This is a genomic window from Variovorax brevis (genome assembly GCF_030317105.1).
Taxonomy (GTDB): Bacteria; Pseudomonadota; Gammaproteobacteria; order Burkholderiales; family Burkholderiaceae_C; genus Variovorax; species Variovorax brevis.
The window spans coordinates 138,730-165,441 of sequence record NZ_JASZYG010000004.1 but is presented as its reverse complement, the minus strand read 5'-3'; the positions used below and the strand labels follow the sequence as shown (position 1 = coordinate 165,441).

Annotated in this window: 28 protein-coding genes; 11 read left to right on the top strand and 17 right to left on the bottom strand. The window is 63.1% G+C overall.

The window, feature by feature from the left end; genetic code table 11:
• Positions 1-119: 119 nt before the first annotated feature.
• From QTI66_RS13570 to bfr, 8 genes are all read right to left on the bottom strand, one after another.
• Positions 120-800, bottom strand: coding sequence for a Fe2+-dependent dioxygenase (locus tag QTI66_RS13570; RefSeq protein ID WP_286560226.1), 681 nt, complete (start codon positions 798-800; stop codon positions 120-122).
• Positions 801-892: 92 nt separating this feature from the next.
• A complete protein-coding gene (locus tag QTI66_RS13565) occupies positions 893-3,220 on the bottom strand; it encodes a catecholate siderophore receptor Fiu (RefSeq protein WP_286560225.1) in 2,328 nt (775 codons plus the stop codon).
• A 243-nt stretch (positions 3,221-3,463) separates the two neighbouring features.
• Positions 3,464-4,834, bottom strand: coding sequence for a flavodoxin domain-containing protein (locus tag QTI66_RS13560; RefSeq protein WP_286560224.1), 1,371 nt, complete (start codon positions 4,832-4,834; stop codon positions 3,464-3,466).
• Entirely contained in the window at positions 4,831-5,838 is a 1,008-nt protein-coding gene (locus QTI66_RS13555) for an FAD:protein FMN transferase (RefSeq protein WP_286560223.1), read from the bottom strand. Before QTI66_RS13555 ends, QTI66_RS13560 begins: the two co-directional genes overlap by 4 nt.
• Before the next feature lie 14 nt (positions 5,839-5,852).
• Entirely contained in the window at positions 5,853-6,659 is an 807-nt protein-coding gene (locus QTI66_RS13550; RefSeq protein WP_286560869.1) for a DUF4198 domain-containing protein, read from the bottom strand.
• Positions 6,660-6,694: 35 nt separating this feature from the next.
• Entirely contained in the window at positions 6,695-7,219 is a 525-nt protein-coding gene (locus tag QTI66_RS13545; RefSeq protein WP_286560222.1) for a DUF2271 domain-containing protein, read from the bottom strand.
• 25 nt (positions 7,220-7,244) lie between these two features.
• Complete coding sequence (locus QTI66_RS13540) at positions 7,245-7,889, bottom strand: PepSY-associated TM helix domain-containing protein (RefSeq protein WP_286560220.1); 645 nt, start codon at positions 7,887-7,889, stop codon at positions 7,245-7,247.
• Between the two features lie 122 nt (positions 7,890-8,011).
• Entirely contained in the window at positions 8,012-8,488 is a 477-nt protein-coding gene (gene bfr, locus QTI66_RS13535; RefSeq protein WP_286560218.1) for a bacterioferritin, read from the bottom strand.
• A gap of 264 nt (positions 8,489-8,752) precedes the next feature.
• Here bfr and ahpC point away from each other — a divergent pair, with 264 nt between their 5' ends.
• Positions 8,753-9,325, top strand: coding sequence for an alkyl hydroperoxide reductase subunit C (ahpC, locus tag QTI66_RS13530; RefSeq protein ID WP_286560217.1), 573 nt, complete (start codon positions 8,753-8,755; stop codon positions 9,323-9,325).
• 83 nt (positions 9,326-9,408) lie between these two features.
• Positions 9,409-10,983, top strand: coding sequence for an alkyl hydroperoxide reductase subunit F (ahpF, locus tag QTI66_RS13525; protein WP_286560216.1), 1,575 nt, complete (start codon positions 9,409-9,411; stop codon positions 10,981-10,983).
• Between the two features lie 42 nt (positions 10,984-11,025).
• Here the strand turns inward: ahpF and ppsR are convergent, their stop codons facing one another.
• Positions 11,026-11,847 (bottom strand): posphoenolpyruvate synthetase regulatory kinase/phosphorylase PpsR, encoded by an 822-nt coding sequence (gene ppsR / locus QTI66_RS13520; protein WP_286560215.1) that lies wholly within the window; start codon positions 11,845-11,847, stop codon positions 11,026-11,028.
• 206 nt (positions 11,848-12,053) lie between these two features.
• Here ppsR and ppsA point away from each other — a divergent pair, with 206 nt between their 5' ends.
• The 7 genes from ppsA to dnaB all read left to right on the top strand — a co-directional run bounded on the left by ppsA (position 12,054) and on the right by dnaB (position 18,333).
• A complete protein-coding gene (gene ppsA, locus QTI66_RS13515; protein WP_286560214.1) occupies positions 12,054-14,447 on the top strand; it encodes a phosphoenolpyruvate synthase in 2,394 nt (797 codons plus the stop codon).
• Positions 14,448-14,660: 213 nt separating this feature from the next.
• Entirely contained in the window at positions 14,661-15,182 is a 522-nt protein-coding gene (locus tag QTI66_RS13510; protein WP_286560212.1) for a hypothetical protein, read from the top strand.
• A 125-nt stretch (positions 15,183-15,307) separates the two neighbouring features.
• Positions 15,308-15,682, top strand: a complete 375-nt coding sequence (gene rpsF / locus QTI66_RS13505) for a 30S ribosomal protein S6 (RefSeq protein WP_286560211.1) — start codon at positions 15,308-15,310, stop codon at positions 15,680-15,682.
• A gap of 5 nt (positions 15,683-15,687) precedes the next feature.
• Positions 15,688-15,990, top strand: a complete 303-nt coding sequence (gene priB / locus QTI66_RS13500; RefSeq protein WP_286560208.1) for a primosomal replication protein N — start codon at positions 15,688-15,690, stop codon at positions 15,988-15,990.
• A gap of 21 nt (positions 15,991-16,011) precedes the next feature.
• Positions 16,012-16,293 carry a 30S ribosomal protein S18 gene (rpsR, locus tag QTI66_RS13495; RefSeq protein WP_019655919.1) on the top strand — a complete coding sequence of 94 codons (282 nt, stop codon included), beginning with the start codon at positions 16,012-16,014 and terminating at the stop codon, positions 16,291-16,293.
• Between the two features lie 13 nt (positions 16,294-16,306).
• Positions 16,307-16,759, top strand: a complete 453-nt coding sequence (rplI, locus tag QTI66_RS13490) for a 50S ribosomal protein L9 (RefSeq protein WP_286560203.1) — start codon at positions 16,307-16,309, stop codon at positions 16,757-16,759.
• Positions 16,760-16,929: 170 nt separating this feature from the next.
• A complete protein-coding gene (dnaB, locus tag QTI66_RS13485) occupies positions 16,930-18,333 on the top strand; it encodes a replicative DNA helicase (RefSeq protein WP_286560201.1) in 1,404 nt (467 codons plus the stop codon).
• Here dnaB and QTI66_RS13480 read toward each other — a convergent pair.
• The 8 genes from QTI66_RS13480 to QTI66_RS13445 all read right to left on the bottom strand — a co-directional run bounded on the left by QTI66_RS13480 (position 18,327) and on the right by QTI66_RS13445 (position 24,012).
• The gene (locus QTI66_RS13480; protein WP_286560199.1) at positions 18,327-19,064 is read right to left on the bottom strand and encodes a helix-turn-helix transcriptional regulator; all 738 of its coding nucleotides are present in this window, start codon (positions 19,062-19,064) and stop codon (positions 18,327-18,329) included. The genes dnaB and QTI66_RS13480 overlap by 7 nt on opposite strands.
• A 17-nt stretch (positions 19,065-19,081) precedes the next feature.
• Positions 19,082-19,561, bottom strand: a complete 480-nt coding sequence (locus QTI66_RS13475) for an MGMT family protein (RefSeq protein ID WP_286560197.1) — start codon at positions 19,559-19,561, stop codon at positions 19,082-19,084.
• The gene (locus tag QTI66_RS13470) at positions 19,558-20,016 is read right to left on the bottom strand and encodes a GyrI-like domain-containing protein (protein WP_286560195.1); all 459 of its coding nucleotides are present in this window, start codon (positions 20,014-20,016) and stop codon (positions 19,558-19,560) included. Before QTI66_RS13470 ends, QTI66_RS13475 begins: the two co-directional genes overlap by 4 nt.
• A gap of 19 nt (positions 20,017-20,035) precedes the next feature.
• Entirely contained in the window at positions 20,036-20,488 is a 453-nt protein-coding gene (locus tag QTI66_RS13465) for an EVE domain-containing protein (RefSeq protein WP_286560193.1), read from the bottom strand.
• Between the two features lie 5 nt (positions 20,489-20,493).
• A complete protein-coding gene (locus QTI66_RS13460) occupies positions 20,494-20,862 on the bottom strand; it encodes a VOC family protein (protein WP_286560192.1) in 369 nt (122 codons plus the stop codon).
• Between the two features lie 147 nt (positions 20,863-21,009).
• Positions 21,010-22,752 carry a PhoH family protein gene (locus QTI66_RS13455; protein ID WP_286560191.1) on the bottom strand — a complete coding sequence of 581 codons (1,743 nt, stop codon included), beginning with the start codon at positions 22,750-22,752 and terminating at the stop codon, positions 21,010-21,012.
• A 200-nt stretch (positions 22,753-22,952) separates the two neighbouring features.
• Complete coding sequence (locus QTI66_RS13450) at positions 22,953-23,429, bottom strand: peroxiredoxin (RefSeq protein ID WP_286560189.1); 477 nt, start codon at positions 23,427-23,429, stop codon at positions 22,953-22,955.
• Positions 23,430-23,637: 208 nt separating this feature from the next.
• Positions 23,638-24,012 (bottom strand): Mth938-like domain-containing protein, encoded by a 375-nt coding sequence (locus QTI66_RS13445; protein WP_286560187.1) that lies wholly within the window; start codon positions 24,010-24,012, stop codon positions 23,638-23,640.
• Between the two features lie 67 nt (positions 24,013-24,079).
• On the opposite strand from QTI66_RS13445, the gene QTI66_RS13440 reads away from it, so the two are divergent.
• Positions 24,080-25,303, top strand: a complete 1,224-nt coding sequence (locus QTI66_RS13440) for a pyridoxal phosphate-dependent aminotransferase (RefSeq protein WP_286560185.1) — start codon at positions 24,080-24,082, stop codon at positions 25,301-25,303.
• A gap of 63 nt (positions 25,304-25,366) precedes the next feature.
• Positions 25,367-26,689, top strand: coding sequence for a homoserine dehydrogenase (locus QTI66_RS13435; protein WP_286560184.1), 1,323 nt, complete (start codon positions 25,367-25,369; stop codon positions 26,687-26,689).
• The last annotated feature ends 23 nt before the right edge of the window (positions 26,690-26,712 follow it).

The following is a 26,712-nucleotide window of genomic DNA, read 5'->3' as shown; positions in this document are numbered from 1 at the left end:
GAGTTGGCTGGCTGGTTGAAGAAGTGAGGTGATTATAAATACGAATTCATCGCATTTGCAATAACTATTGCCGGCGAAGGGCTGACAGTGGCAGGCCCAGTGCGCGTGGACGGGCGTGCCTAGACGTCGGTCCACATTCTCAGAAGGTTGTGATAGTGGCCCGTGAGAGCGACGGATTCTTCGCTTTCACCGTGGCGTGCGCGCAACTTGAGAATGGTTTGGTCCAGTTCGTACAGCATCGCGCGCTGCCTGTCGTCGCGCACCATGCTTTGCAACCAGAAAAAAGAGCAGGTCCGCGCGCCCTGAGTGACGGGATGCACCCGGTGCAGGCTGCTCGCGGGATAAAGAATGAGGTCGCCTGCGGGCAGCTTGACCTCATGCGTGCCGTAGGTGTCGACCACTTCCAGCTCGCCCCCCTCGTAGTCCTCCGGCTCGCACAAGAAGAGGGTGCACGACAGGTCCGTGCGAAGCCGCTCGCCGGTAACGGGCACCGAGCGCACCGCGCCGTCGACGTGCAGCCCGTAGTGTTCGCCGCCCTCGTAGCGGTTGAACAGCGGCGGCACGAAGCGAAGGGGCAGGGCTGCAGAGAAGAAGAGCGCGTTCTTCACCACCGCCGCCAGGATCGTCTTGGCCAGTTCCCGGCCGATGGGCGAGTGCTCGGGCAGCTGCCGGTTGCGCTTGACTTGGGCGCCCTGCTGGCCGACCGTCTCGCGCCCGTCGATCCAGTCGGCCCTGTCCAGCGCCGCCCGCACTTCGCGCACCTGTGCGGTGCTCAGGACCTCTGGGACGTGCAGCATCATCTTGATTCACCTCGAAAAATGAAAATGCCCCGGCCGTCTGCCCGGGGCATCAGTTTCGCATTGACCGGGGGTTTCAGGCCCCCGGCAACGCATCAGAACGCGAAGTTGAGCGCCACGCGCGCCGAGCGCGGGATGCCCGGCGAGTAGCGGTAGCCGCTCTTGTTGATGGCCGCCACGTACTCCTTGTCGAACAGGTTGTAGATGTTCAACTGGAGATCGAGGTTCTTGCTGAGCCGGTAGCCCACCGTTGCGTCGAAGACCCAATAGGCCTCCACGAAAGAGGGCGTGCCGATGGCACTGTCCGTGCCGCGATGCAGCTTGCCGACATAGCGCGCGCCGCCGCCGATCGTCAGGCCCATCGGGAACTGATAGGTCGTCCATGCCGTGAAGGCATTCTTGGGGGCGTAGGCAATGATGTTGGTGCCATCGGCCGTGACGGCCGGACCCGACACGATGGAGGTGTCCATGTAGGCGTAGCCGGCACTCACGCCCCAGTGGTCGGTCAATGCGCCGGCCGCGCTCAACTCCAGCCCTTCGACGCGCTTCTTGCCCGCTTGATAGAACACAGCGGCGTTGGTCGGGTCGGGAATGACTTCGTTGCTGACGTCGGTTCGATACAGCGCCGCGGCCAGGCCCAGTTTCTTGTTGAGCACATCCCACTTCGTGCCGATTTCCGTCGACTTCGTCTTTTGTGGTTCGAAGTCGGTGCGCGAGGCGTTGTTGCCGCTGTTGGCCAGCGAGAAGTTGGCGCCACCTGGCGGTTGTGCCGCCGTGCCGTAGGCGATGTAGACGCTGCCGTTCTCGGCGGGCTTGTAGACCAGGCCGATCTGGCCCGACCACAGTCCGCCCGAGGTGCTCAGGTCCGTCGGCACCAGTGTGCCCACCGGCAGGCCTGGGTTGGTGGTGGCGGTCGAGCGCGTGGTGGCGTCGTAGTCGGTGCTGTAGTGGTCGTAGCGAACGCCGCCCGTCACTTGCCAGTTCTGGCTCAGCTTGGCTGTGTCGAACACATAGACGCCCACCGTGTCCGTGGTGCCCTTGCTGTCCGCGCCATTGCGCACGCGGTTGTAGCCCGTCACGTTCGGGTTGGGCGCGTACAGGTTGGCCGCGGGGAACGATCCGTTGCCGATGGGCTGGCCGTTGGCGATGCCGTTGTAGCCGTAGTAGCCGTTGTTGCTTTGCTCTTCGCGAATCAGCTCCAGGCCTGTGTTCAGCGAGTGGCTGACGCCGCCCGTGTCGAACTTCGCGCTCAGGTTGGTCTGGTTCGTGATGATCTTGTTTTCCTGGTCCTTGGACGTCGGATTGCTTCGCGCGATCGTCCAGGTGGAGGGATCGTTCGGGTTGGCTGCAGGCGGCCGCGTCGTCAAATTGGCCGAGGAGCCCATGAACGACGTCAGGAAATAGTCCTGGGACGTCTCGCCATAGCGCGTGATGTTTCGCACCGTCATGGTCGGCGTGATGTCGTGCTCGACGCGTGCCGTGAACATGTCGGCGGTCACGTCGTCGAAATCGAAGTTCGTGCCGTAGTAGTTGCGCGAACGAACCGGCGGTGCCGTGGTGATGTAGGGCCGCGTCGGATCCGGGGTCGAATAGCCAGGCAGGCCCACCGTCGGCACGCCGCCGTCGGGCACGTTGCTCTGCTTGGCGTGCAGGTAGTCCAGGTAAACGCGCGTGGGCGTGTTCAGGCCGAAGGCGATCGACGGCGCGATGGCCCAACGGTCGTTCTCGATGTTGTCGCGGCTGGCGACGCCCGAGTCCTCCACCATCGCGTTGATGCGGAAGGCCGTGCCCGAGCCGTCCGCGCCGCTGACGACCTTGTTCCAGTCCAGGGTGCCGCGCTTGAAGCTTCCGCTGCCAAAGCCGACCGAGCCCGAGAAAGCGTCTTCGAGCAGTGGCTTCTTGCTGATGAGGTTGATGTAGCCGCCCGGCGAGGTGCGGCCCACGTCGGTGCTGCTCGGGCCCTTGACGACCTCCACGGATTCGAGGTTGAACACGTCCCGCGAAATCGACCCGACGTCGCGGATGCCGTCCACGAAGATGCTGCCCGAGGCGTCAAAGCCGCGCATGTAGACCGCGTCGCCGGTGCTGGTGTTGCCGTTCTCGCCGAGGTAGAAGGCGCTGACGCCGGGCGAGTTGCGAAGCGCTTCGGTCAGCGTGGTCGCGCCCTGTTCGCGCATGACCTGCTCGGGCACCACCTGAATGGTCTTGGGCGTATCAACCAGGGGGGCAGTGAACTTCGGGTTGGCCGAGGTGTCGGTCTTGTAGTCCACCGTGGTGTCTTCGGTGACCCTGACTTCCTTGAGCGTGTTGGTTTGCGCGGCGACGGGAAGACTCAGGGCGACGAGGGTGGCAGCGGCCGCGGCACTGCCAAAAGGGGGAAGCGCACGGGCAACGGCGTGCTTGCGGCTCTTGATGTAGGCCATGAAGGGTTCTCCGGAAGGGGCATGGGGAAGAACTCGACTGGCGGGTCCCGCAGCGGTCCGACAAGTGCCGGAGAGGGGATTGGCTGGGTGAGTTGAATCGCTGATCTGGCGAAATCCATCAAATGATAATGAATCTCAATACAAAGCGTTCACCTCGCCTTCACATTTGCATCGAGGTGTGACTGTTCGCGTTGTGCGACAGCAACATCCACCGTCAGTTTGAAACTGCAGGTGCGCTGCGACTCAGTACACGTCGCGCCGGTAGCGACCGTCGGCCGTGAGTTGCTGTATCAGCGAATCGCCAGCGATTTGCCGCAAGGCTGCATCGACGGCCGGGGCCATGCCGCGCAGGCTGCCGCAGACATAGATCGCCGCACCCCGGTCGATCCACGCCTTGACCTCTCCGCTGGCTTGCAGCAGCCGATGCTGGACGTAGAGTCGTTCGTCCTGGTCGCGCGAAAACGCCAGGCTCAGGCGCCGCAGAACGCCGGTTGCTTGCCACGACTCGATCTCTGCGCGATACAGGAAGTCATGCGCCGCATTGCGCTCGCCGAACACCAGCCAGTTGTCCAGTTCGCGCGCCCTTTCACGCGCTCGCAGGTGGCCATGCAGTCCCGCGATGCCGGTGCCGTTGCCAATGAGGATCAGCGGGCGCCGGGCGTTGTCGCCGAGCCTGAAATTGCGGTTCGACCGGATGCGCAGGGGCAAGGAATCCCCGATGCCGAGCGTGGTCGTCAGTAGGCCCGATGCAAGCCCCAGTGTTCCGTCGGCATGCTGTTCCTGGCGGACGAGCAGTTGCAGTTCGCCATCGCTGCGAATGGAAGAGATGGAGTAGTCGCGCGGCCTGCCGGGGTCGGCTGAGACTTCGACTTGCGCGATGTCGCCGGGCTCCCAATGAACCGTTTGTCCTGCCGGCAAGGCGAAGCCGAGATGGAACACCGGTGTCCCGACGCTGCCCGCGTTCAGCAATTCACGCCGCACAAGGCGCCACGGCACGGCCTGCGCACTGTCCGATGCATTGGCATCACTGGATCCATCGTCGCCGGCGATGTTCGCCCGCCACGCTGCGAGGGCGGCGGGGTCCGCGTTGTCCGCGTCGATGCGTGCGAATTCCGGTTGGGCGCCAGCCTGGATCAACCATCTGTCCAGCGCCAGGCCAAACCCGCAGAAGTTGGCGTATTGGCGATCGCCCAATGCAAGCACCGCGTAACGCAAGGCCGGAAACTGAAGCCCGGCCATGCCCATCAGTTTCTGCATGAACACGCTGGCGCCATCGGGCGCGTCACCCTCGCCGTAGGTGCTGGCGATGAACAAGGCGCGCTGCGCGGATTTCAGGGTCGCCGCGTCGGTCTCATTGAGGGAGAGCACGCGCACGGGCTTGCCGACTTTGTGCAGCCATGCGGCGGTCTGTCGCGCGATGGCTTCGGCTTGTCCGGTCTGGCTGGCGAACAGCACGAGGGTGGGGGGCGCGGCTGTAGTGCCCGCGAACGACGCAGCTGTCCGTGCATCGTGGGCCGCGCGCGCTCGTTCGCACCGGTACACCGCCAGGCACAGCGTGGCATACGCCAGCACGGTGACGCACGCAGCCAGGATCCGCAGCGTCGTCTCGGTCATGTCTTCATGGCGGCTGGCCACCTGTCGGTGGGAATCAGTCGCAGGCCGTCGTTCCCGCGCGCGGCAAAGAGGGCGGCAATGCTGTGTCGCCTTGCGAATTCCATTCCCTGCAACGGACCTAAAACCGTGAGCAGCGTGGCGAGTGCGTCGGCTTGCATGCATTCGCGGTGGAGCACGCTGACGCTGGCGAGCGCATCGCCCGCCGGTTCGCCTGTGCGCGGGTCCACGCTGTGCGACCAGCGTCGCCCCTCACGCTCGCGCACGTGCCAGCGGTCGCCAGAGGTCGCGATGCTCGTGTCCGAAAGGGCGACGCGGCTCGATGTGCCGGGCGACATTTCAATCTGCACCTGCCAGGGTATGCCGCCGGGACGATGCCCGCTGGCGCGCAACTCCCCGCCGATTTCGATGAGGAAGTTGGCCAAGTCCAGCGCGCGCAGGGCTGCCGCGACATGGTCGACCGCAAAGCCCTTCGCGATGCCCGAAAGATCGAGTGATGCGTCGCCGGGTTGCAGGACCGTCGAAGTGCTGGCGTCGAATGCAATGCGGCGCCAGCCGACGCGCTCATGCACCGCCTGAGCCGCATCAGGCGACGGCGCTGTGTCATTCGCGCTCGCCTGCGCCCCGAATCCCCAGAAGCCCACAAGCGGGCCCACGGTGGGATCGATTGCGCCGTCGCTCTCTTGCGCCCAGTGCAAGGCGCAAGCGAGCACCCTGGCGAATTCGGGTTTCAGCACATGCCGCGTGCCAGTGGCGGCGCGGTTGAAGCGGCTGATGTCCGAATCGCTTTCCCACGTGCTCATCTGCCGGACGACGTCGCCCAGTGCCGCGTCGATGGCGGCGCGAATCCCGGCGAGCGGGAGCATCGCCGGGTTGTCGATGCGCACCGACCAGGTCGTGCCCATCGACTCACCTGTCAGCGTCTGCAGGCTCGCGGGGTCCACGCGTCGCGGCAAGGGCGCGTTGGCATAGCCGCCGCCGCGGCGTACCTCAAAGGAAAGTCCCACTGCGCTTCGATGCCTCAGGGCATGACTTCCAGCGTTGCGGCGTAGCTCAGGCGGCGCTCCGTCGCCTTGGGCACCGACGTCTTGCTGTCCTTGGTGGTCGCTTCCAGCCAGTACATGCCGGCTTGCGGCCACGTGACGGCGAACTGGCCCTTGGCGTCCGTCTTGACCTTGATCTCGTTCATCTGGTCGCGGTAACGCGTGTTGCCTTGCATCACGGTCACATCCAGGTCCTTGGCGGGCTGTCCGTCGATCTGCAACTCGAAGCTGGCCTTTTCGCCCTTGACGAGGTCGGTCGGATTGGTGAGCGTCACCAGTTCAAGGCCCTTGCCGCTGGGCTTCAGCGCGCTGGGCTTGCCCACCGTGACGAAGGTTTCGATGCGACCGGCCGACTGCGTCACTTCGACTTCCTGCGCATCCGCCGGGATCTGCCCGGCGATGGTGTCAGGCGTTCCGCGCGCGCGCTTTGGCTGGCCGGTGGCCTTGTCCTTCCAGCGTGCGAACACGCCCTCGTTGAGCACGGCGATGCGGTAGGTGCCGCTTTGCGCAAGGTTGAGGTCGAACACACTGCGCAGCTTGCCCTTGGAGACGTTCTCCGGCTTGACCGCGCTGCCGTCAGGCGCAGTCACGGCCAGGTTGTCCAGGGCCAGCGGGTTGTGGTTGAAGAAGAAGAGGTCGTTGGAGACCGCGGCGTCGATCGTGATCCAGTCGCTCTTGGACAGGACGGTGCTCGATGGCAGCAGCCACACGTTGTGTGCGCTGACGGTGGCGGTGCCGGCAACAAGCGCCAATGCCATGGCGGCGGTGCGAATGCCTGATTTCATCATGATGGGTCCAGCGTTGGGTGAAGGGATGGGGTTCAGGGCCTGAGTTCGAGCTTGACTTCGCCCAACTCGCTGCTGCCCGAGACTTGCGGCTGCTCGGCCTGCGCCGGCGGCCACTGGAACGGAATGCTCACGATCTCGCGGCCACCGCTCTCGCGTGCCGCCTCGACGAAGAGCTTGTAGGCACCCGGCGCCAGCTTGGGCAATTGCACCGAGCCTTCGCTGGCCGTGATGACCTGCTTGCCGGCGGGTCGCGTCGCGCTGCTCACGCCGTCGAGCGGCAACTGCAACTCGCGCCCGGTGCGGCGCCACCATTGGCGGATGTCCTTGAGCCACTTGGTGCCTTCGCCCTCCGGATTGCCGCCCTTGTTCTTGATGTCGTACCAGACGGCGAGCGTGGACGCGACCGAATGATCAGGCCGCTCGATCCATGCCGCCACGTAGGGCCGGTGGTATTCGGCGACGTTGAGGCGCGGCACCTCGATGCTGAGGGAAACACTGGCCGCAAAAGCGGGGGCGCCCAGCAAGGTGGCGAGCGCGAGTGAGTAGCGGATCTGCACGAATGAACCTCGTTTTTCTTGGGAATCAATGAATGAACAGGAGCGCAAGCAGCACGGGAACAACGAAGCCCATGCCCACCATCGGCCACGTGAAGGGACGGTTGCCCGCGTGCATCTTCAGGATGAAGAGGCCCGTGACGGCAAAGACCAGCGTCGCGGCCGCAAAGATGTCGATGAACCAGCTCCACGCGGCACCCGCGTTGCGGCCCTTGTGAAGATCGTTGAGGTAGGAAATCCAGCCGCGGTCAGTGCGCTCGTATTCGATCTCACCCGTGGCGAGATTCACGCGCAGCCAGGCGTCGCCGCCGGGGCGGGGCAGGGAGAGATAAACCTCGTCGTCCGACCACTCCGCCTCGCGACCCGTGGTGGCGATGTCCCATTTCTTGTCGACCCATGACTGCAGCTCAGGCGGCAATTCGGCCCTGCCTTTGCGCGCCTTCGCAGCGGGCAATAGTTGCTCCAGTCGGTCCAGCATGTCGCGGTCGATGGTGTCCGTATGGCTCACCACCCGCGCCTTGGCCTCGATCTGCGACGCATGGTTGAGCGTGAAGCCGGTCACACTGAAGAGCACCATGCCAATCAGGCAGATTGCAGAGCTGACCCAATGCCATTCATGCAGGGTCTTGAGCCAATAGGCGCGGCGGCGGGGATCGGTGGAGGAGGCATTCATCGATGGCGGGAATTCTATCGTCACCAATGAGAATGAATGTTATTTGCATGTAAAGCTGCGAGAGGCCAAAAAAAAGCGGGACCGTTGGGTCCCGCCTTCATGCGCGTTGGAAGCGCGCTTGCTTACTCTATCTCGCCCATTTGCGACTGCAGGTAGTTCTGCACGCCGACCTTGTCGACCAGGTCGATCTGGGTTTCCAGGAAGTCGATGTGCTCTTCCGTGTCGTCCAGGATGCCTTGCAACAGGTCGCGCGACACGTAGTCGCGAACCGACTCGCAATGCGCAATGCCGTCCTTGATGGTGGCTTGCGCGCCTTGTTCGCTTTGCAGGTCGCACGACAGGATCTCGGGCACGTCTTCACCCACGCGCAACTTGCCGAGGTCTTGCAGGTTGGGCAGGCCGTCCAGCGTGAAGATGCGATCCATCAACTGGTCGGCGTGCTTCATTTCGCCGATCGATTCTTCGTATTCTTTCTTGGCCAGCTTGTCGAAGCCCCAGTGCTTGAGCATGCGGTAGTGCAGGAAGTACTGGTTGATGGCGGTCAACTCGTTCTTGAGTTGCGCCTGCAGGTGTTCGATGACTTTTGCGTCGCCCTTCATGGCTTATTTCCTTTTATTGGTTTAGTTAATCAGGGATTGTCCGGGGGCGCAGCGTGCTCGCGCAAGGGAATCCCATGCTGGTCCGGTCTGCATGCGTGTGAGGCTGATAGGCGTTTGCATTCAGGACGCACTCATGGAACGCACTCATCGGGCGCATTGAGGCGCGCAATGGGTTGCATAGTGCAACTCTATGAAAGATGGCTTCCGATAGCAGTTACACTATCGATTCGCAAATTCCATAACCACCCAGAGGAAAAAGACTCCATGTCCCTGATCAACACCGAAATCATTCCCTTCAAGGCCACCGCTTACCACAACGGCAAGTTCGTGCCGGTGAGCAATGAGAACTTCAAGGGCCAGTGGTCGGTTGTCGTCTTCTATCCCGCTGACTTCACCTTCGTTTGCCCGACCGAGCTGGGCGACCTGGCAGACCATTACGCCGAATTCAAGAAGCTGGGCGTTGAAATCTATGGCGTGTCGACCGACACGCACTTCACGCACAAGGCTTGGCACGACACGTCGGAAACCATCGGCAAGGTCCAGTACCCGCTGATCGGCGACCCGAGCCAGCAGCTGTCGCGCGCCTTCCAGGTGCTGATCGAAGAAGGCGAAGACGCCGGTCTCGCGTACCGCGGCACCTTCGTGATCGACCCCGCAGGCAAGATCAAGACCATCGAAGTGCACGACAACGGCATCGGCCGCGACGCTGCCGAACTGCTGCGCCGCGTGAAGGCTGCCCAATACGTGGCGGCCCACCCCGGTGAAGTCTGCCCGGCCAAGTGGACGGAAGGCGCTGAAACGCTGAAGCCGTCGCTCGACCTCGTCGGCAAGATCTAAGCGCGCTTGCGCCAAAGCCCGGGCGCTGGTCTGGCCCCGGGCTTTTTTGTTCCCAATTGACGTTTGAAAGTGAGTCCTTCCCCATGCTCGACGCAGCCACCAAAGCCCAGCTGAAAAGCTATCTCGAACGCGCCACGCAGCCGATTGAAATCGTCGCCTCGCTCGACGACAGCAAGGCCTCGGCGGACGTGCTGTCGCTGCTGAAGGACGTCCAGGAAGTCTCGCCGCTGGTCAAGCTGACAGAGAGCCGCGACGACAACCAGCGCAAGCCCTCGTTCTCGGTCAACCGACCGAGCGAAAACCACGGCCCGCGCTTTGCCGGCCTGCCGATGGGCCATGAATTCACGTCGCTGATCCTTGCCTTGCTGCAGGTCGGCGGCTATCCCCCGAAGGTCGAGCAGGCTGTGCTCGACCAGATCCGTGCGCTCGACGGCGACTTCGAATTCGAGGTCTATGTTTCGCTCAGCTGCCACAACTGCCCCGACGTGGTGCAGGCATTGAATCTGATGGCGGTGCAGAACCCGCGCATTCGCGCCACGATGATCGAGGGCGGCACCTTCCAGCAGGAAGTGAAGGAACGTCAGGTCATGGCCGTGCCAACCGTGTTCCTCAACGGCACGGAGTTCGGACAGGGCCGCATGAGCCTCGAAGAAATCCTCGCGAAGATCGACACCAGCGGCGTCGAACGCGAGGCGAAGAAGATTGCCGCCAAGGATCCGTTCGACGTGCTCATCGTCGGCGGCGGCCCGGCCGGTGCGGCAGCGGCTGTTTACGCTGCGCGCAAGGGCATCCGCACGGGCGTCGCGTCGGAGCGTTTCGGCGGCCAGGTGCTGGACACCATGGGCATCGAAAACTTCATCTCGGTCAAGGAGACCGAAGGACCCAAGTTTGCCCACGCACTGGAAGAGCATGTGCGCGACTACGACGTCGACATCATGAATCTGCAGCGCGCCAAGGCGCTGATTCCGGGCGACGACCTGATCGAGGTGCAACTGGAAAGCGGCGCTTCGCTCAAGAGCAAGTCGATCATCATTTCGACGGGCGCGCGCTGGCGCAACATCAACGTGCCCGGCGAGCAGGAGTTCAAGAACAAGGGCGTGGCCTACTGTCCACATTGCGACGGCCCACTCTTCAAGGGCAAGCGTGTCGCCGTGATCGGCGGCGGCAATTCCGGCGTGGAGGCGGCGATCGACCTCGCTGGCATCGTCGGCCACGTCACGCTCATCGAGTTCGACACGCAACTGCGCGCGGATGCGGTGCTGCAGCGCAAGCTCAGGAGCCTGAAGAACGTCGATGTGTTCACCAACGCGCAGACCACTGAAATCACCGGCGACCAGAAGGTCAACGGCCTGGTCTACAAGGACCGCGCGACGGGCGAATTGAAGACGGTACCGCTCGAAGGCGTGTTCATCCAGATCGGCCTGGTGCCCAACACCGATTGGCTCAAGGGCACGATCGAGTTGTCCAAGCACGGCGAAATCATCGTCGACGCACGGGGCCAGACTTCGGTGCCTGGCGTGTTCGCGGCAGGTGATGCGACGACGGTGCCTTTCAAGCAGATCATCATTGCTGCGGGCGACGGTGCGAAGGCCGCGCTTGGCGCGTTTGATCACCTGATCCGTACGTCTGCCCCTGCCGCGGAAGCCGTGACCGCCTGACGGGACTCGGCGACGCGCAGTCCGCGTCGCCGGAGGTGAGCCCTAATAGATCAGGCGCTCAGGCCGAAGCTCCTGCAGGATCGTGGTGGCGATCTCCTCGATCGACTTGGTTGTGGTCGAGAGCCAGCGGATGCCGGAGCGACGCATCATGGCCTCGGCTTCGGAGATTTCGTGACGACAGTTCGCCAGACTCGCATAGCGCGAGTCGGGGCGTCGCTCGTTGCGGATCTCCGACAGCCGTTCGGGCTGGATGGTGAGACCGAAGATCTTCTTGCGATGCGGCAGGAGCGCGGGCGGCAGCTGCTTGCGGTCGAAGTCTTCCGGAATCAACGGGTAGTTGGCCGCTTTCAGGCCGTGCTGCATGGCCAGGTAGAGCGACGTGGGCGTCTTGCCGCTGCGGCTGACGCCCACGAGGATCACGTCGGCACCTTCGAGGTCGCGATTGCTCTGTCCGTCGTCATGCGCAAGGCTGAAATCGATGGCGGCAATGCGCGCGTTGTATTCCTTGCTCTTGCTGGCATCGCTGAAGCGGCCGATGCGATGGTTCGACTTCATCGCCAGCTCGATTTCCAGCGGCCGCACGAAGGTGCCGAACATGTCCAGCAGCATGCCCTTGCAGCCCGTTTCGATGACCTCCAGCACTTCCATGTTGGCCAGGGTCGTGAACACGATGGGTCGAACGCCTTCGATTTCGGCGGTGTGATTGATCTGCCGAACCGCCTGATGCGCCTTGTCCGCCGTGTCGGTGAAGGGCAGGCGCACGTGGCGCGGCGTGATTTCGAACTGGGCGAGAACGGCATTGCCGAAGGTCTCGGCGGTGATGCCAGTGCCATCGGAAACGAAGAAAACGGTACGTGTATACATGTGTCAGCAACCTCGTCAAGCGGTGCGCCGGACCGGGGTTGGCGCCTACAATCGTGCCCATTATCGGGATTTCCCGCATGGCTTCGCGCCCCGGCCGTCCCGTCCCACACACATTCCATGCCCACAGCGACGCTACCCAAAGCAACGAGAACGATCGTGCGCCGCCGTTCGCATGCGACACCGGTTTTAACTTCTGGAGCTTTCCCATGTCTGCACTTTTCGACGCGACCGCCCTGGTCGTACCGTTTGAAAACCTGAGAAATTCCGACGTCGAGTCGGTCGGCGGCAAGAACGCCAGCCTCGGCGAGATGATCTCGCAGTTGCCGGAAGGCGTTCGCGTTCCGACCGGTTTCGCGACCACGGCGCATGCCTTCCGCCAGTTCCTGGCGCACGATGGGCTGGCGGACCGCATCAATGCCCGACTGTCGGACCTCAACACCGACGACGTGCGCGCACTGGCCACGGCCGGCGCTGAAATCCGCACGATGGTCGAGGCGCAACCCTTCCCGGCCGACCTCGAGAAGGCGATTCGCGAAGCCTTTGCCACGCTCAGCGCAGGCAACTCGAAGGCGAGCTTCGCGGTACGTTCGTCCGCAACGGCCGAAGACTTGCCCGACGCCTCCTTTGCCGGTCAGCAGGAGACTTTCCTGAACGTGGTCGGCATCGAAGACATCCTGCACAAGATGAAGGAAGTGTTCGCGTCGCTCTATAACGACCGCGCGATCAGCTACCGCGTGCACAAGGGCTTCGCCCATGCCGACGTGGCGCTGTCCGCCGGCGTGCAGCGCATGGTGCGCTCCGACCTCGGCGCCGCCGGCGTGATGTTCACCATCGACACCGAATCGGGTTTTGAAGACGTCGTGTTCATCACCTCGAGCTTCGGCCTGGGCGAAACGGTGGTGCAGGGCGCGGTGAACCCGGACGAGTTCTACGTCCACAAGCCGACGCTGCGGGCCGGCAAGCGCGCCGTGATCCGCCGCAACCTCGGCTCCAAGTTGATCCAGATGGAATTCGCCACGCCCGAGGAAAAGGCCGCAACCGGCAAGCTGGTGAAGACCACCGACGTGCCGGCCGAGCAGCGCAACCGCTATTCGTTGAGCGACGCCGACGTCGAGCAGCTCGCCAAGTACGCGCTCGTCATCGAGGAGCACTATGGCCGCCCGATGGACATCGAGTGGGGCAAGGACGGCACCGACGGCCACCTTTACATCCTGCAAGCGCGCCCCGAGACGGTGAAGAGCCAGCAGCAAGGCAAGTCCGAGCAGCGCTACAAGCTCAAGGGTCGCAGCAGCGTGCTGGCGGAAGGTCGCGCCATTGGCCAGAAGATCGGGACCGGCCCTGTGCGCCTGGTGCATCACATCAGCGACATGGACAAGGTGCAGGCCGGCGACGTGCTGGTCACCGACATGACCGACCCCAATTGGGAACCGGTGATGAAGCGCGCGGCCGCCATCGTGACCAATCGCGGCGGACGTACCTGTCACGCGGCCATCATCGCCCGTGAACTGGGGATTCCGGCGGTGGTCGGCTGCGGCGACGCCACCGAGCTGCTCAAGGACGGCACACTGGTGACGGTGAGCTGTTCCGAAGGCGATACCGGCTTCATCTACGACGGCTTGCTCGAAACCGAGATCACCGAAGTCCAGCGCGGCGAAATGCCGCCGATCGACCTTCAGATCATGATGAACATCGGCAACCCGCAACTGGCCTTCGACTTCGCGCAGTTGCCCAACCACGGCGTGGGATTGGCGCGCCTGGAGTTCATCATCAACAACAACATCGGGGTGCATCCCAAGGCAATCCTCGACTACCCGAATGTTGACAACGACCTGAAGAAAGCCGTCGAGTCGGTGGCACGCGGCCACGCGTCGCCCCGTGCTTTCTACGTCGACAAGGTCGCTGAAGGTGTGGCGACCATCGCCGCGGCTTTCTGGCCCAAGAAGGTGATCGTGCGAATGTCGGACTTCAAGTCCAACGAATACCGCAAGCTCATCGGCGGATCGCGCTACGAGCCGGAAGAAGAAAACCCGATGCTGGGCTTCCGCGGCGCGGCGCGCTACCTGAGCAAGGACTTTGGCGAAGCCTTCGCGATGGAGTGCGAGGCGCTCAAGCGCGTGCGCAACGACATGGGCCTGACCAACGTGCAGATCATGGTGCCCTTCGTTCGCACGCTCGGCCAGGCTGAGCGTGTCATCAACCTGTTGGGCGAGCATGGCCTCAAGCGTGGCGAGAACGAGCTCAAGGTCATCATGATGTGCGAAGTGCCGAGCAACGCCATCTTGGCGGAGGAATTCCTCGAGTTCTTCGACGGCTTCTCGATCGGCTCGAACGACCTGACCCAGCTCACGCTCGGTCTGGATCGCGATTCCGGACTCGAGTTGCTGGCTGCCGATTTCGACGAGCGCGATCCTGCCGTGAAGGCCATGCTGTCGCGCGCCATCAAGGCGTGCAAGGCGAAGGGAGCCTACGTCGGCATCTGCGGACAAGGCCCCAGCGACCATCCTGACTTCGCGCTCTGGCTGGCCGAAGAGGGGATCGAGTCGATCTCGCTGAACCCCGACAGCGTCATCGAAACCTGGCAACGCCTCGCGGCGCGCTGAGCGTCCCTCCGGGCTCGTACGGCGGCTGTTGCTGCCGTACGACAAAATTCCGCACACCAGCCGACGTAATCCCTGCGTCAGGCTGGTGTTATTGTTTCTAAATGCGAATAACTGTCACACTTTGCGACACGGAAGAGGCTATTTCGCTGCGTTTTCACGAAGAGGTCGTCAAGACCCACGCCCAGGCCAGCGCTACGCGTCGGGAAAACAAACATGATTTTGATAAAGACAGAAGCAGGGCATCTGGCCCTGAAAGATCGGACGGTCCGGCTGACGCCGCGCCAGCGTTCCGCGTTCATCCTGTTTGATGGCAAGCGTTCCGTGAACGACGTTCTGGGCGCAGGCATGGGCATCGCGATGGATGACGTCGAGCAAATGATCGAGCTCGGCTTGTTGGGACACGTGGGAGGCGACGGCGTTGCCGCCAATTCCGCCAACGTCACGACGGCAGCGACGCCAGTCGCAAACGTACCGGTCCAGCCTGCCCAGACCGCGCCTGCCGTGGAAGTTGCAGCAGCCGCGCCCGCAAGCGCGCGAACGCCGCAGCAGCGCTACCAGGAGGCTTATCCCATTGCGACCAAGCTCACCGCAGGCTTGGGACTTCGCGGATTCAGGCTCAATCTTCAAGTCGAAGGCACGTCCAACTACGACGAACTGATGGCTCTGGCGCCAAAGATTCGCGCGGCCGTGGGCGAGGCCAAGGCTGCGGAACTCGACCGCTCGCTGGCGGCCTGAGTCCGCCCGGATCCCGGGACGCTCCGAATCTAGCTATAATTCTGGGTTCCGCCTTGCCACACCGCGCTTGACGCTGCGGGTGGCTCTAACCACCTCGGTTCCCGAGGAAACCCAAAAGGAGTGCCATGCGTCACTACGAAATCATTTTGCTGATCCATCCGGATCAGAGCGAGCAAGTTCCGGCCATGCTGGAGCGCTACAAGGGTCTGATCACCACCGGTGGTGGCAAGATCCACCGCGTCGAAGACTGGGGCCGCCGTCAACTGGCTTACCAGATCAACAAGCTGAACAAGGCTCACTACCTGTGCGTCAACATCGAAGCCGACCAGGCTGTGATGGCCGAACTCGAACACGCGTTCAAGTTCAACGACGCCGTGCTGCGCCACCTGACCGTCGTCAAGAAGAAGGCTGACACCGGCCCGTCGTCGATGATGAAGACCGTCGAGCGCGAAGAAGCCCGCAAGGCTCAACAGGCAGAGTACGCCGCCAACAACAACTGATTGATGTGAGTGCCGCTGCAGCCAATCAGCTCGTGCTGACTGCCTGCGTCGCCGAACTCGGATCCCTGCGATACACGCCTGCCGGACTTCCGGCTCTCGACCTCAAGCTCGAACACGAGTCCACCGTCGAAGAAGCCGGACAGAAGAGGCAGGTCAAGGCGGCCCTGAAGGCCGTGGCCTTCGGCGCCAATGCCGAACGGCTCGCAGGACTGGCGTTGGGAAGTCTCTGGCGATTCCAGGGGTTCCTCGCGACACCGGGTACGGCCAAGCATCCGGTACTGCATATCCAGGATTTTCAGCAAGATTAATTTTCGAAGAGAGGTCCCGAAATGGCCACGTTCAAGAAATTCAACAAAGACAAGCGCCCGAAGCGCAACACCCAGTCGCTGCTGTTCAAGCGCAAGCGCTTCTGCCGCTTCACCGTCGCCGGCGTCGAAGAAATCGACTACAAGGACGTCGACACCCTGCGCGATTTCATCAGCGAAAACGGCAAGATCATCCCCGCGCGCCTGACCGGCACGCGCGCCATCTATCAGCGCCAGCTCAACACCGCGATCAAGCGTGCACGCTTCCTCGCGCTGGTGCCGTACAGCGACCAACATCGCGTCTAAGGAGAACCGGAACATGCAAGTCATTCTTCTGGACAAGGTCGTCAACCTCGGTACCCTGGGCGAAATCGTCAAGGTCAAGGACGGCTACGCACGCAACTTCCTGATCCCGTCGGGCCGCGCCCGCCGCGCCACGGAAGCCAACAAGGCTGAATTCGCCGCCAAGCGCGCCGAACTCGAAAAGGCTGCAGCCGCCAAGCTGGCCGAATCGCAAGCCCAGGGCGAAAAGCTCAACGGCACCGCGATCAAGCTGACGCAAAAGGCTGGCGTCGACGGCCGCCTGTTCGGCTCCGTCACCAACCACGACATCGCCGAAGAGCTGAACAAGCAAGGCTACAAGGTCGTGAAGTCGCAAGTGCGCATGCCCAATGGCCCGATCAAGGTCGTTGGCGACAGCACGGTGAGCGTGGCCCTGCACACGGACGTGGTGGTCGACATCACCGTCACCGTGTACGGCGAAAGCGCATAAATCGGGACGCGCTTCGGCGCGCATTCGCAAAAGCCGCCTTCGGGCGGCTTTTGTTTTTTGGGACACCGGAGTTGTCCCGCTCGCTGCACACAAAGTTCACCACTTATGCACAGCGTTATCCAGTGACGCGCGACGTCGCGCGGCTTAGCATCAAGGGTTGCAAGGAACCTATGTCAGCAGTTTTTTCGTACGCAGATAACGACTCGGCCGACCGCGAAGTCGCGAAGCTGCGCATCCCTCCACACTCCATCGAAGCCGAGTCCAGCGTGCTTGGCGGGCTGTTGCTTGATAACGGCGCGTGGGACCGTGTGGCCGATCTGCTGGAAGAAGACAACTTCTACCGCTACGAGCACAAGCTGATCTTCTCGGCGGTGAGCGTTCTCATCAACGGCAGCAAGCCGGCGGACGTGATCACGGTGTACGAGCACCTGCAGAACCTCGGCAAGTCCGACGAGATGGGCGGGCTGGCGTACCTCAATTCGCTGGCGCAATACGTGCCGAGCGCGAGCAACATCCGCCGCTACGCGGAGATTGTCCGCGAGCGTTCGATCCTGCGCAAGCTGGTGAGCGCGGCCGATGAAATCGCAACCGCCGCATTCAACCCGCAAGGCAAGCCCGTCGACAAGATCCTCGACGATGCCGAGCAGAAGATCTTCCACATCGGCGAAGAAGGAACGCGCGGCAAGCAGGGCTTTCAGAGCATGGACGCGCTGGTGGTCGACCTGCTCGACCGCGTGACCGAGATGGCCGACAACCCGAACGACATCACCGGCATCCGCACCGGCTTCGATGAGTTCGACAAGATGACCTCGGGCCTGCAGCCGGGCGACATGATCGTGCTGGCCGCGCGTCCGTCGATGGGCAAGACCTCGCTCGCGATCAACATCGCCGAGCACGTGGCACTCAACGAAGGCCTGCCCGTGGCCGTGTTCTCGATGGAAATGGGCGCCGCGCAGTTGGCGGTTCGTATCGTCGGCTCCATCGGCCGCATCGACCAGGGCCACCTGCGCACCGGCAAGCTCACCGATGAGGAATGGCCGCGCCTGACCGAGGCCATCGAGAAGCTGCGCACGATCTCCCTGCACATCGATGAGACGCCTGGCCTCACGACGAGCGAGTTGCGCGCCAACTCACGCCGCCTTGCGCGACAGTACGGCAAGCTCGGCCTGATCGTGGTCGACTACCTGCAGCTCATGAGCGTGTCGACGGCAATGAACGACGAGAACCGTGCGACGGCCGTGGGTGAAATCTCGCGTGGCCTGAAGATGCTCGCCAAGGAACTCAAGTGCCCGGTGATTGCGCTCTCGCAGCTCAGCCGTGGCGTGGAAAGCCGTACCGACAAGCGCCCGATGATGAGCGACTTGCGCGAATCCGGCGCCATCGAGCAGGATGCGGACCTGATCATGTTCATTTACCGCGACGACTACTACAACAAGGAGTCGAAGGAGCCTGGGGTGGCGGAAGTCATCATCAGCAAGCACCGGAACGGTCCCACCGGCACGGTGAAGCTGGGCTTCCTGAAGCCGCTGACCAAGTTCGAAAACCTCGCCGGCTTTGGCGGGGGCGATTACTGAGCTGTTCCGGTTTCGTCGCAGGGGGCAGGGCGCGGTGACGAGGTCGAAGACGGGTCGGCCTGCAGGCGCCGCAGCATCTCGGCCAGTGTCTTGCCCGGCTCGTCGCTGAAGCGATCGGGCAGCACTTCGATCTCGTCGATGCGGTCGATGCGAAAGCCGCGGAAGTCCTCGCGCAACTCGCACCAGGCCGAGAAGGTCCACACCTTTCCCCAATAGAAGCAGCCCAGCGGACGCACGATGCGCTGGCTTGGCGCGCCGCCCACATCGTGATAGTCCATGCGCACCTTGCGGCGCGCCTGAACTGCTTCGCGCAGCACTTGAAGGCGCATGCGCGTGCCGTCATCGAGTGCGAGCGCGGGTGCAAAGAGTGCCAGGCTTTCTGCGGACACGCGCGCCGCCGGCGGCAGCACCGAAAGAATCTTGCCGATCGCAGTCTGAATGTCGCGCGCCATCGCCGGATCGACCCAGCTCTGCGCAAGCCGCGCCGCAGCCACAAGCGCCGCTGCTTCATCCTGCGTGAACATCAGCGGCGGCAGGTCGAAGCCTGTTCCGAGCCGATAGCCCACGCCGGCCTCGCCCTCGATGGGCACGCCCTGGTGCTGAAGATCGGCCACGTCGCGATACACCGTGCGCTCCGACACCTCCAGCCGCTGCGCCAGGAACGCAGCCGTCGTGAGCCGACGCCCGCGAATCAGCTGGACGATCTGGAACAAGCGATCAGCACGGCGCATGCGGGTTGGCGGTGATTTCAGATGAGCTTGCGCTCGTAGTCTTCGACAAAGTATCGCTTGCCGCGCTGCACCACCGTGTGGCCTTCGGACTCCAGGCGCCGCATGAGTTCATCCAGCCCGCCCGGATACTTGAGGTTCAGTTCGCCGTTGGCCTTGAGCGTGCGCCAATAGGGCGTGATGTCCTTTTTTCCCGATTGCAGGTCTTCCGCCGCGGCCTGCGCCGTCATGCTTGCGAAGATGGCGGTCGTGACGTTGCAACCGATGGTGGTCTTGTGCGCGCGGGCAAGATCTTCGCTGATGCCGAGCACCGTGACGAGGCGTCCTTCGGGTACGCGCTTCATCGCTTCTTCCACTTCGAAGACGGAGGGCGTCAAGATCGTTCCCTGGCCGTGGCGCCGCTGCATCGCCTCCGGGATGGGCTTGATGTCGGGCAGCCTCGAATAGCCGGCGAGCCTTTCTCGCCAGGTCTTGCTCCGCGCGCTGCCGGTGCCCGTCATGTCAGGGGATCCTCGATGCCGATATGAATGGCGACCTCGTCCGGGCCGCTGTACGCCTCGAAGTCGCTGCGGAAGGTCCGCCGGACCTCCGGGTGCTCGTCGAAATACTGCCAGATCGATTGCCAGAGCGCGAGCACCATCTGCGGCATTTCGCCGTGGCCACTGAAGACGAGATATTCACCCGCTTCGATGCGAACCGTGGCTGCCTCGTCCATCACGGCCACGCCGGTCGTGACGTCGAATGCGCCGTGCGCGCCGGATTCGTACTCCGAATACACGCCGTACAGGTGCATGTCGCCCGTGCGGTGCGGCGCTTCGTAGACGCACTCGTCGAAGAATCGGTTCCACAGCTTGCCGATGCGTGCCGACTGCGGATCGCGTTCGTCGCGATTGGTGGTGCGCGCAGTCAGCCCGGCGATGCCGAGGGCGTCATGGCGTTGGCGTTGTGGTTGCATGGCTGTTCTCCAGAAAGAGTCAGAAGTCGAGGGCCTTTTCGCTGGCCTTCATGGCGTTTGCGATCAGGCGCATGTCGTGGTCGCTGATGTCGAAGAGTCCGAAGCGAAACTTGTAGCCCCAGCGCTTCGGGTCTTCGACAAAGTCGAATTGATCGACGAGCGGAAGAATGGAGGCCTCGTGCGACGACGCATACCGAACGTCGCGCCGCCATGGCACGAAACCGTTGCCCATGTCGAACTCGTAAGGCTCGCCGTCCTGCACGACGCCGATGGAGACAAAGCTTTGAAGCTTGTCGCTGCCGCCGAACACCGTGGCCGGCGAGTAGTACGCGACGCGATCGCCGGGCGACACGCGCTTGAGCGGTGCGTGCTTGCCATGGCCCACCTGCATGAAGCCCATGCCGGCGTGGTCGCGCCCGAGCCGGGCATGCTCCGCGCTGGCAATGGCGATCCAGTTGCGTCGGGCGGTCATGGAATTCACGCCAGCGCGTGCAGGCCGACGACGTTGCCTTCGGTGTCGCGAACGCGGGCGTAGAAGCCCATGTCGCCCGGCAGCGCAGTCTTGGCTTCCACCACTTCACCGCCAGCCTTTTCGATGCGGCCGAGCGTGGCGTCGATGCTGGGCGAGCAGTCCAGGTAGATCAGCACGCCCTGGCCGTTCATGGCGGGCGCGTTGGCATCGGCTTGCAGGCATCCGCCCGCGTGCGGCTCGTCGTACGGGAAGACGGCCAGCGGCTGGCCGTCCATGACCTCGCGCCGCAGGGAACGAGACAGCACGGACTCGTAAAAGCGCTGTGCGCGATCCAGGTCTTTGACGGGAATTTCGAACCAGTTGACGGCTTGCATGTGGAACTCGCTTTCATGTCAGTAAGAAGCCTCCATGCTGCGCGGGGGCTCCTGACAACGTGATGTCAGTAGCCTTCCAGGAAGCGAACGGCGAAAGCAAAACGGGCGCCGTGTGGCGCCCGTTCCGTGAATCAACGCAGTACTGCCCTACAGCACGTCGCTCGCGAAATCCGCCAACCTCGAGCGCTCGCCGCGCGCCAGCGTGATGTGCCCGCCGTGCGGCCAGCCCTTGAAGCGGTCCACCGCGTAGGTCAGGCCGGACGAACCTTCCGTGAGGTAAGGCGTGTCGATCTGCGCGATGTTGCCCATGCAGATGATCTTGGTGCCGGGGCCGGCACGGGTGATCAGCGTCTTCATCTGCTTGGGCGTCAGGTTTTGCGCTTCGTCGATGATCACGTACTTGTTCATGAAGGTGCGGCCGCGCATGAAGTTCATGCTCTTGATCTTGATGCGGCTGCGGATCAACTCGTTGGTCGCCGCGCGCCCCCATTCGCCGGCGCCGCCGCCGTCGCCCTTGGCAAGAAACTCGAGGTTGTCGTCGAGTGCACCCATCCACGGGCCCATTTTTTCTTCTTCCGTGCCGGGCAGGAAGCCGATGTCTTCGCCGACGCTCACCGTGGCGCGCGTCATGATGATCTCCGTGTAGCGGCGGTCATCGAGCACCTGCGTCAAGCCGGAAGCCAGCGCCATCAGCGTCTTGCCGGTGCCTGCCGTGCCGGTCAGCGTCACGAAGTCGATTTCCGGGTCCATCAGCAGGTTCATTGCGAAGTTCTGCTCGCGGTTGCGCGTGGACACGCCCCACACCGCATTCTTGGCCGATGCGTAGTCTTTCAGCGTCTTCAGGACGGCGGTGTTTTCGCGAATCTCGGTCACGCGGGCGTACATGCTCGGCTCGCCCGGTGCCTCGAAGTACACGAACTGGTTGATGTAGAGGTTCGGCACGATCGGCCCGCTGATGCGGTAGAAGGTGCTGCTGCCGCTTTGCCAGCTTTCGACCGTCTTGCTCTGGCGTGTCCAGAAATCGGCGGGCAGGGCGAGCGAGCCGGCGTAGAGCAGGTCGCCGTCTTCCAGCGTCTTGTCGTTCTGGTAGTCGTCGGCATCCAGCCCCAGTGCGCGGGCCTTGACGCGCATGTTGATGTCCTTGGACACCAGCACGACTTCGCGCTTGGGGCGGTCGGGCGCTTCGGTCGCATAGAGATCGCGCAGGGCCTGGACGACGCCCAGGATCTGGTTGTCGGCCTTGCCTTGCGGCAGGCTGGTCGGCAGCGTGTAGTCCAGCGGCGCGGTCTGGAAGAACAGCTTTCCGCCGGCGGCACGGTGCCCCGTGGTGTCCAGCTTGAGGCCCTTGGCGATGTCGGCGCCGTGGTGCGCGGCCAGCGCGTCCAGCGTGCGGCTGGTCTGGCGGCCGTTGCGAGCGACTTCGGTCGTGCCCTTCTTGTGACCGTCGAGTTCTTCCAGCACGATCATCGGCAGGAAGATGTCGTGCTCTTCGAAGCGGAAAAGGCACATCGGGTCGTGCAGCAGCACGTTGGTGTCCAGCACGAAAAGCTTGGCCGGGCCGTTGGTTTTGCTGCGTTTGGTGCGTGGCGCCGGCTGCGGCGCGAGTGCCAAGGGCGCTGCCGGGCGCGCGTCAGCCTGGGTGCGCGTCGATTTGGGCGCCGGCGCCGGTGCCAGCGCTTTCAGGGTCGAATCCGCGATTTCCGCCGCGCCACCGGCATCCGTCGTGTGCCGATCAAACAACTCCAGTGCTTTGGGGCCACTCGAAGCCTGATCGTCAGACCGGCGGTCAGCCGATCGCCGGGGGCTCTTGTGCGCGGATCGCGCCGGCGCGTCGAGCGCGTCCGGCGAAAGCAATGCTGCGCGTTTCGTGGGTGCGGGGGGCAGGGGCATGTGGGAGTTCGCTCGCAGGAAGTGAGGAAATGGCAGAGCCAGAAAGCAAAAAAGCCGCCTGAAGACCAGGGCGGCTTTTTGCGGGGGATGCGGTCGCGGGCGTCAACGGCATGAGGCCATTATGCACACCGCTTGTGACAACTCGTGCGGCCGTTGCGCACCACCAACGGGTCTGCGCAAAACCGCACGAAAGGGCAGGATCAGGCGGCTTTCTTGAGCGCCTTGACGGCCTTGAGCACGTCATCGACATGGCCGGGGACCTTCAGTCCGCGCCACTCGGCCTTGAGCACGCCGTCCGCACCAATCAGGAAAGTGCTTCGTTCGATGCCCTTGACCTTCTTGCCGTACATGATCTTGTTCTTGACCACGCCGAACATGTGGCACATCTTTTCTTCGGTGTCGGCAATCAATTCGAACGGGAGTTCGAGCTTTGCCTTGAATTCGTCATGCGACTTCATGTTGTCGCGCGAGACGCCGAAAACCGTGGCGCCTGCCTTTTCAAAGTCCTTGAAGCGGTCGCGGAATTGCATGGCTTCCGTCGTGCAGCCTGGCGTGTTGTCCTTGGGGTAAAAATACATCACCAGCACGTGACCGAGGTGCGAGGTGTTGGAGACCCTGATGCCGCCGGTAGCGTTGGCTTCGAATTCTGGAATTGGTTTATTGACAACGATCGCCATGAAACTGTGTATCTCCGCTTAGATTTCCCGTTTAGGAAAGTTGGTCGTTGCTCACTGGAAAAATCAGGGGTCGAGAAAAAGTACGACCATCCCGACTTGAAACCTGAATGGCATCAACTCAATACACCATTGCCGTGCAATGGAATTGAGGGCAGCCGTTCAGTTTGCAACCTAATATTTTACCCTGAAACACCCCCTGGCCGCTACCCTAAGGGCTCTCGACCAGCAGGGCGGCAATGACGTGGCGCCCTTCGCCGGCCAGAATGTTGTAGGTGCGGCAGGCGGCCGCCGTGTCCATGGTTTCGACGCCCGTGCGCTTGGCCATGAGGTCCGAGAGCCACGCGGGCTTGGGGAAGCGGATGCGATTTCCACTGCCGAAAATGATGAGTTCCGCACCCAGTTCGCCGAGCTGGGCGAAGTGCTGAGGGCCGAGTTGATCGAAGCTTGTGCAGTCCCACGCGAAACGTTCGCCGCGCGAGCCCACCACCACGCTCCCCTCGATTTTTTCGTTGTTGACGGCAACCCAGCCGGGGCCGTGTGCGGTCAGGGTCTGGGTGTCGGACTTGTCGGGCTGGAGCTTCATCTGATGGGGTGTGGATCTGTGGTCAAATTATAGGTTTTCCCCCGTAAAAGTACGCCCCGGAGGGCCTTTGAAGACGATTCAGAAATCCGCCAAGCTGGCCAACGTGCTCTACGACATCCGTGGTCCGATCATGGATGCCGCCAAGCAAATGGAGGAAGAGGGCCACAAGATCATCAAGCTGAACCTCGGCAATCTGGCCGTTTTCGGCTTCGACGCGCCGGAGGAGGTCCAGCAGGACATGATCCGCAACCTGCCGAACTCGGCAGGCTATTCCGACAGCAAGGGCATCTTCGGCGCGCGCAAGGCGGTGATGCACTACACCCAGCAGCAGGGCATCGCGGGCGTCACGCTGGACGACATTTACCTGGGCAACGGCGCCAGCGAACTGATCGCGATGGCCACCAACGCCCTGCTGGACGATGGCGACGAGTTGCTCCTGCCGGCGCCGGACTATCCGCTGTGGACGGCTGTTACCAGCCTTTCGGGCGGCAAACCCGTCCACTACCTGTGCGATGAAGCCCAGGACTGGATGCCCAATCTGGACGACATCCGCGCCAAGATCACGCCGCGCACCAAGGGCATTGTCGTCATCAACCCCAACAACCCGACGGGCGTGGTGTATTCCAACGAGTTGCTCAAGGGCATCGTTGCCATCGCGCGCGAGCACGGGCTCGTGATCCTCGCCGACGAGGTGTACGACAAGGTGCTGTACGACGACGTCAAGCACACCGCGCTGGGCAGCCTGTCGAACGACGTGCTCACGCTCACGTTCAACTCGCTCTCAAAAAGCTATCGTTCCTGCGGCTATCGCGCCGGCTGGCTGGTGGTGTCGGGCGACAAGTCGACCGCCGGCGACTACATCGAGGGCCTGAACATGCTCTCGAACATGAAGCTGTGTTCCAACGTGCCCGGCCAATGGGCCATCCAGACGGCGCTTGGCGGCTACCAGAGCATCCACGACCTGACCTGCGAAGGGGGGCGCCTGCGCCGCCAGCGCGACTTGGCGTACGAGCTGATCACCAAGATTCCGGGCGTGAGTTGCGTCAAGCCGACCGCTGCGCTCTACATGTTCCCCAAGCTCGACCCGAAGGTCTATCCGATCGAGGACGATCGCCAGTTCTTCCTGGAACTGCTGAAGGAAACCAAGGTGATGCTGGTGCAGGGCACCGGCTTCAACTGGGCGACGCCGGACCACTTCCGCATCGTTTTCCTGCCTCACGAAGAAGACCTGCGCGAGGCCGTCGCACGCATTGCGCGCTTCCTCGAGCGCTATCGCAACCGATACGCGTAAGGCAGTTTTCCGTATCCCTTTTTCCGGCTGCTGCGGCATCCACCGTTTGAAATGACTGAATCCATGAAACCCATCCAGGTCGGCCTGCTCGGCATCGGCACCGTTGGCAGCGGCACGTTCAACGTGCTCAAGCGCAATCAGGAAGAAATCAAGCGTCGCGCGGGCCGCGGGATTGAAATCACCATGGTGGCCGATCTCGACGTCGAACGCGCCAAGGCCGTGGTGGGCAGCAGTGCCCAAGTGGTGAGCGATGCGCGTGCCGTCATTGCCAATCCCGAGATCGACATCGTGATCGAGCTCATCGGCGGCTACGGGATTGCCAAACAGCTCGTGCTCGAAGCTATTGCGGCCGGCAAGCATGTGGTGACTGCCAACAAGGCGCTGCTGGCCGTGCACGGCACCGAGATCTTTGCTGCGGCGCATGCCAAGGGCGTGATGGTGGCTTTTGAAGCCGCTGTGGCCGGCGGCATCCCGATCATCAAGGCGCTGCGCGAAGGCTTGACGGCCAACAGCATCCAGTGGATCGCCGGGATCATCAACGGCACGACCAACTTCATCCTGTCGGAGATGCGCGACAAGGGACTGGACTTTGCGACCGTGCTCAAGGAAGCGCAGCGCCTGGGCTACGCCGAAGCCGACCCGACCTTCGACATCGAAGGCGTGGACGCCGGCCACAAGGTCACGCTGATGAGCGCCATTGCTTTCGGCGTGCCGGTGCAGTTCGACAAGGCGCACATCGAAGGCATCACCAAGCTCGCCGCGCAAGACATCAAGTACGCCGAACAACTGGGCTATCGCATCAAGCTGCTGGGCATTACCAAGCGCACGGCGCAGGGCATCGAGTTGCGCGTGCATCCGTCGCTGGTGCCCTCCAAGCGCCTGCTGGCCAACGTGGAAGGCGCAATGAACGCGGTGGTGGTGCACGGCGATGCCGTCGGCACCACGCTGTATTACGGCAAGGGCGCGGGCAGCGAGCCCACGGCCAGCGCGGTGATCGCCGACCTGGTCGACATCACGCGCCTGCACACGGCCGACACCGCGCACCGCGTGCCGCACCTGGCCTTCCATCCCGATGCGATGAGCGACCTCAAGGTGCTGCCGATGTCCGAAGTCGTGACCAGCTACTACCTGCGCCTGCGCGTGGCCGACCAGGCCGGCGTGCTGGCCAAGGTGACGAGCCTGGTGGCGTCGGCCGGCATCAGCATCGACGCGGTGCTGCAGCGCGAGGCCGACGAAGTGGGCGGCGAAGGCTCGACCCAGACCGACCTGATCATCCTCACGCACGACACGCGCGAAGGAACCGTGGACCGCGTCTTGGTCGAACTGCAGGCGCTGCCGACGGTGCTGGCGCCCATCGTGCGCATCCGCAAGGAAGAGCTCTCCTGAGCGTTGGAACCTGGCGCTCCCGG